Here is a 6,062-nt window from a genome sequence, read left to right as displayed (position 1 = left end):
GGGGGGAAAAGTTAGTGATAAATGTTGTTAACACCACTGCGGTCACTGCTATATTATGAAAAGCCCCCCGAGTTTGCGGGGGGTTGGGGGGAAAAGTTTATCTAAATATTGTTAACACTACAACGCTCATTGCTATAATACTGGCTTCTTACTCATTACTTATTACTCGTTACTCATTACTCATCTTTTGGTGCGTTACGGGCTTCGCCCTAACACATCCTACAACTACAACTACTAATATAATGTTGGGTTTCGTGCCTCAACCCAACCTACAGGCTACCTACAGGCTACCTTCTTACTCATTACTCATTACTCATTACTCATTACTCATCTATGGGTGCGTTACGGCAATCCGTTATCTGGCATTGTGATTTTCCACAGAAATCTTCGGCCTAACGCACCCTACTACAAGTACTTCTATGCGCACAGTACAACTCTGAATTTCTTGTCGAAGTATTTTAGTACGTATGTTCTAATTGAGTGGCGATCGCACTTTAATAACTGTTTTTTACTATTTTATCTTAATATTTTCTTGGGAAAGAACAAAACTCCAACCAAAGAGCGATTATTAATTCTTGCCTAAAAAATGGTATGCTCTCTTAATTCATTACACTGTATTCTAAAACATCATAATTGCCACCACGAAGCACAGATTCTATTTGTTTACCACGAAGACGTTTGTCCAAAACAATTTCCAGAAATCCTTGGATTGCTCCCATAGTGTAATCACAGTTTCTCGAAGACCCTTGAGATTCTCCTGCTGAACATACGGTTTCTCTCGTGTAAACTTGATAAGCTCCGTCTTGTTCGATTATCTTATCAACAATACACAAACGAGTTCCTTGTTTACCTAATGATTCGTTAGCCATTGTGGTTAATTTTTCCAAAGAATAATTACTAGAATGCTCTAAATTAAGTTCTTGAGCTAAAGATTTGCCCCTCTTTCTGCCTGCGGCGATAAGCGCTATCATGGTGGCTTTTTCCCCGAGTGCTTCTTCAATACCAGTAATAACTGCTTTCATGCAAACAATACTGGTAAAATCCCCTAATTCGGAACGTATTGGTGTTTTTATTGGTGTTTGTGTCATAACTTCCAATAGCTCTCCTTAGACTTATAATTAATATTTTCTCCATAATGATATGATATATTGTTTTATTTTGATCTAGTAGGGTGCGTTAACAAAGTGTAACGCACCACAAGAGCATCAAATCACATTGTTTAACTATAAACTTAAGGAAAGTTTTGGCAACAGAACCGTGTTTTTAGCGCACCGCTTGCGCGGATATCGCACTCTTATCGCCTTATCTTCTAAGATGATGCACATTTCAGTTTATCTGTCAATGCGTAACTCCTAAGGGAGATCGCTCATTCTAAGTACGGAAGAGCTATTTTAAATAGAAATTTTAGCAGCAATAGGCATACACCAACCTGTACCAAAAGCGCGGTCAGTAACTTTTAAGCCTGGTGGTGCCTGTTTGCGCTTAAATTCAGCTTTAGCAATGAGTTTGAGGACTTTTTTAGTAGTTTCTAAATCATGTCCACTGGCTACTATTTCTTCAAGGGAGTGATGTTGACAGATAGCTTTATCTAAAATATCGTCAAGAATATCATAGGATGGCAGGGAATCTTGATCCACTTGATTGGGTTTTAATTCTGCTGAAGGGGGTTTAATCAGGATATTTTCTGGGATTACTTGTTGATGGCGATTTAACCACCGACACAGGGAGTAGACGAGAGTTTTGGGTAAATCGGCAATAACTGCTAAACCCCCATTCATATCGCCGTAGAGAGTACAATAACCCACGGCTAGTTCTGATTTATTGCCTGTAGAGAGTAAAAGATAGTTAAACTTATTGGCGATCGCCATTAATAAATTACCGCGAATCCGTGATTGTAAATTCTCTTCAGTCACGCCAAATTCTGTTCCCTCAAACAGAGGCGCGAGGAGATGATCGTAATTTTCCATCACTGCGGCTATGGGTAATTTTTGACTACGTATACCTAAATTATTAATTAACTGTTGTGCATCAGCTACAGAACTTGGGGAACTATAAGGAGAGGGCATCATGACTCCTAAAACATTTTCTGGTTGTAAAGCAGAAGCGGCAATTGCTGCTACCAATGCCGAATCAATGCCACCACTTAAGCCTAAGACTACCTGAGTAAAGCCACATTTCCTGGTATAGTCTTGAACTCCTAAGACTAATGCTGCCCAAATTTCTGCTAATTCGTCACTGTCTAAATTATCAATTTTACCTGGTATCAAATCTCCCTGGGATTCATCGAACTCAACTATCAATAAATCCTCTTGAAAACCAACAGCGCGACTAACTACGTTGCCATAACTATCAATAGCCACACTTCTCCCGTCAAAAATTAGGTCATCATTGCCACCTACTTGATTCACATAAATCATGGGTATGTTGTAGCGAATGGCTGCATGAGTCAGCATTTTTTCTCTTATTTTCTGTTTACCCACACTATAGGGTGAAGCTGAGAGATTGATAATTAAATCTACTCCTAAACTGACTAATTCAGCTATGGGATTTATTTGATAACTACGTTTTCCCCAAAATTGCTCATCATTCCATAAATCTTCACATACAGTTACACCGATGCGAATTCGTTTTCTTTGTTTCCCTTCGATAGATAAAAAACTGCTAGACTTACCAGGTGCGAAGTAGCGATGTTCATTGAATACATCATAAGTAGGTAGTAAACGCTTATTAAATATTTGTTCTATTTGTTGATTAGTTATATAAGCAATACTATTATAAAGATTTTTTTCTCCCACTAAATTAGCTTTAGGGTTAAACTTAGGAAGACCTACTAAACTAGGACAACTCAACTGCTTACTCAGTTTATTTAGTGTCTCAGACATTGAATTAATATAACTAGGATTGAGTAGCAAATCTTTAGGGGGATAACCACACAGAGATAATTCTGGAGTTAGGAGTAAATCAGCGCCTAGGCTGTTAGCTGTTTGGGAAACTTCGAGTATCTTACCCGAATTACCCTGTAAGTCTCCGATAGTAGGATTGAGTTGAGCGATCGCTATTTTCATTTTTTTATTACTTAAACAAATACCAATGGTTTATCCTTAAGAGGTGCAAAGGCTTCTGCATCGAAGCGATATAAAGTCGCTGGACGTCCGGCGCCTCGTGATTCTTTCACCCCTGTGTCAAACAGAATACCTAATTTCAGTAACCGACTACGAAAGTTAGAATAATCAGCAAAATTTTCTCCCAACACAGTACTATAAAATTGATACAAGTCATTGAGAGTAAACACTTCTGGTAGCACTTCAAAAGCGATAGGACTATACTCTAACTTATTGCGCAGACGTTGATAACCGTAGCCAAGAATCTGATTATGATCAAAAGCTAATTGAGGAACTGCCTTTACTTGATACCAAGTAGTTTCTTGATGAGTGGGATAGAGTAACTTTGCTTCTTCAAATCTAACTAAAGCAAAATAACTAACGGAGAGATAACGACAACCAAAACTCTCGGGAGATTCTCGGGGGTCTCGATTTGGTCCTCCGAAGGTATATAATTGTTCTAAGTATAGATTCTTAACAACTATCTTCTCAGCGAGGGTACGACGGGCTGCGGCTTCCAGAGATTCACCCTGACGGACTAAAGTACCGGGTAAACTCCAATTTCCTTGAAAATGTGGTTCTTTTCTCTTAATTAAAAGTACTAGAAGACGATTTGCCGACGTATCTATGGAGAAAATCACATTATCGACTCCGACTTTGAAATCCGCTAATAGTTGAGAGTTAGAATTTAGCAACTGTTGACTTACCACTTCTTTGAAAAATTGGTTTTATTGATATAGATTTTTTGCCTTAATATATTGAGCAACTGATTGAGTTAGTAGATTTTCATCGCCATTTTGACGATAGCTTGTTGAGGAAACTGCTGGCACTTGAAATTCAGCTATTGAGTAGTTGCTGTTTAATTCGTCGAGACTATGTAACTCTGAATTAGATAAAGGATAGCCTGCACGAGGCACAATTAAGATTTTGGCTTTTTTTACTAATTCTTCAATTTTATACCAGCTTTTCATCTGTTTAACTAAATCAGCGCCGATAACTATAGTATACTCTGCTGCTTCTCCCCAAATTTTTTGAGCGCGTTTGAGACTAATCAGACTACGATGATCACTAAACTCTTCTCTTAGGGTGATTTGGGTGTGTGGCAAAGTAATATCTTTAAGCAGTAATTCTAACATCTTTAAACGTTCTCCTAAAGGGGTGCGATGTTCCTTGAATGGGTTATTAGAGGCCCACACAGCTACTTGATCATAGTTTTGGGCTAACCAGAGTAAAATCGCTTGATGTCCCTCAGTGGGTGGATCTGCACTGGTACCAAACAAAGCAATTCTGAGAATTTTTGGGGGAGTTAGATTCATAAATTACTATAGTTAATTAATTTGGGTTAAATTACTAGATATTTTGACCTTTATTGGTTCAGGATGCTCTAGTTTGCGGCAACTTGGCGGTAAACTAGCTAAAGTTTCTCGACAGCGTTGTTTAATGGTATCAATGGTTTCTGGTGCATTTATTGCCTGTCCATTTTGCATAACTAGTTCTAATACTGGTTTTTCTGTGTCTTGGGCTGATTCTGTAGCTAATCCCAAACGGTCTTCACTAATTTTACCCTGATTATAGCTACGGAAGATTTGTTTCCTTCCAGGATAGGTGGCTTTCCCTTCAGATTCTTTGTAGGTGGGTTTACCTTCGATTTCTACGAGTTTGTATACCCCATTAACTGGTTTACCCGTTACTAGTTTGGTGCCAATGCCATAACCATCGAGAATAGCGCCTTGGGATTTTAAATCGGCAATCTCCCATTCATCCATATCTCCACTGGCAAATATTTTCACTTTTGGTAGTAATTGGTGGACTTTTTGAGAAAGTGTGACTAAATCTCCTGAGTCTATTCTTACTCCTGTGAGGTTAATTTTCCCTTCCCTAGACATTTTGGCTAAATTTTCTGCCGCCGCTACTGTGTCATAGGTATCTATGAGTATAGTTGCCTCGGGAAAATAACTATTAAAAGCACTAAAAGCTTCTGTTTCTGTTCCGGCGATCGCTTTTATGGCCATTACTAGGGAGTGTGCCATAGTTCCCGTTGGTTGTATTCCTAGTTTAACCGCCGCTAATACATTGGAGGTGGAGTCAAATCCTGCCGCTATTGCTGCCCTTGCTGCCCAGAGAGAAGCTTGAGGACTAAATGCCCGTCTCGTGCCAAATTCTAAGATTTTTGCCTCTTCTCCTGCTGCCTCTCGCATTCTCAAGGCTTTAGTAGCGATTAAAGTTTGATAATTAATCGTATTGAGTAAATAGGTTTCTACTAATTGAGCCTGCCACAAAGGGGCTTCTACCCTTAATATCGGTTCATAGCCAAAAATAGCTGTCCCCTCTGGCGCTGCCCACACATCTCCGCTAAACTCAAAGGATGAAAGTAAATCCCAAAACTCTAGGGGTGCCTGTTTAAAAATACCTGTTGCTGCTAACTCGGTAATTTGTTCGTTACTAAAATGCAACTTTTCTAGGTATTCTAAGGCTTGAGCTAAACCCATTGCAATTATATAACCGAAATCATCGGGTAAACGACGCACAAATAGTTCAAAACTAGCACGCCTGTTAGCAATTTTTGTCCCGGTGTAGCAAGCAATCATTGTTAACTGATATAAATCTGTTAACATACTGTCTTCACCGGGATTTATCGTTAATTCCTGCTTGGTTTTCATCTTACAGTCGATTCGGTTTTTTTTATTATAGTAGATTCTACCATAATTTAAGCACTATCGGGATTGAGGGGAATCATCTTCCAGGTAACAAAAGTGCCCACTGGACTCCAGAGTAAATAGGGAAGTAGTAAACATCCTGCCCCGAAGTTCATGGGGAAAATAATAATTGCTAAAATTAAACCTAGAATAAAGCCGACTCCACCGATAATAGTACCGACAGTAAGACTACGCATAAAACACATTACAGGGGCTAAATACAGTTGAAAAATATTTACTCATTACTGCTAAAACTTGCTCATTT

5 protein-coding genes and 1 pseudogene are annotated in these 6,062 nt (G+C 38.9%); all 6 read right to left on the bottom strand.

Features of this window, described 5'->3' with window-relative positions:
* Positions 1–599: 599 nt before the first annotated feature.
* On the bottom strand, positions 600–1,088 hold the full coding sequence (locus MW688_RS21895) for a hypothetical protein (RefSeq protein WP_486738136.1): 489 nt from the start codon (positions 1,086–1,088) through the stop codon (positions 600–602).
* 303 nt (positions 1,089–1,391) lie between these two features.
* Entirely contained in the window at positions 1,392–3,065 is a 1,674-nt protein-coding gene (locus tag MW688_RS21890; protein ID WP_486738135.1) for an NAD+ synthase, read from the bottom strand.
* Positions 3,066–3,076: 11 nt separating this feature from the next.
* Positions 3,077–3,796, bottom strand: coding sequence for an NUDIX hydrolase (locus tag MW688_RS21885; RefSeq protein WP_486738134.1), 720 nt, complete (start codon positions 3,794–3,796; stop codon positions 3,077–3,079).
* 33 nt (positions 3,797–3,829) lie between these two features.
* On the bottom strand, positions 3,830–4,396 hold the full coding sequence (locus MW688_RS21880) for a nicotinate-nucleotide adenylyltransferase (protein WP_486738137.1): 567 nt from the start codon (positions 4,394–4,396) through the stop codon (positions 3,830–3,832).
* 33 nt (positions 4,397–4,429) lie between these two features.
* On the bottom strand, positions 4,430–5,761 hold the full coding sequence (locus tag MW688_RS21875; protein ID WP_486738133.1) for a nicotinate phosphoribosyltransferase: 1,332 nt from the start codon (positions 5,759–5,761) through the stop codon (positions 4,430–4,432).
* Positions 5,762–5,808: 47 nt separating this feature from the next.
* A pseudogene (locus MW688_RS21870) lies at positions 5,809–6,009 on the bottom strand (tryptophan-rich sensory protein); the annotation flags it as partial.
* Positions 6,010–6,062 lie beyond the last annotated feature (53 nt).

The sequence above is a fragment of the Johannesbaptistia floridana genome, assembly GCF_057440575.1.
The sequence above is the reverse complement of the archived record's forward strand: the minus strand, read 5'-3'. Positions and strand labels throughout refer to the sequence as shown.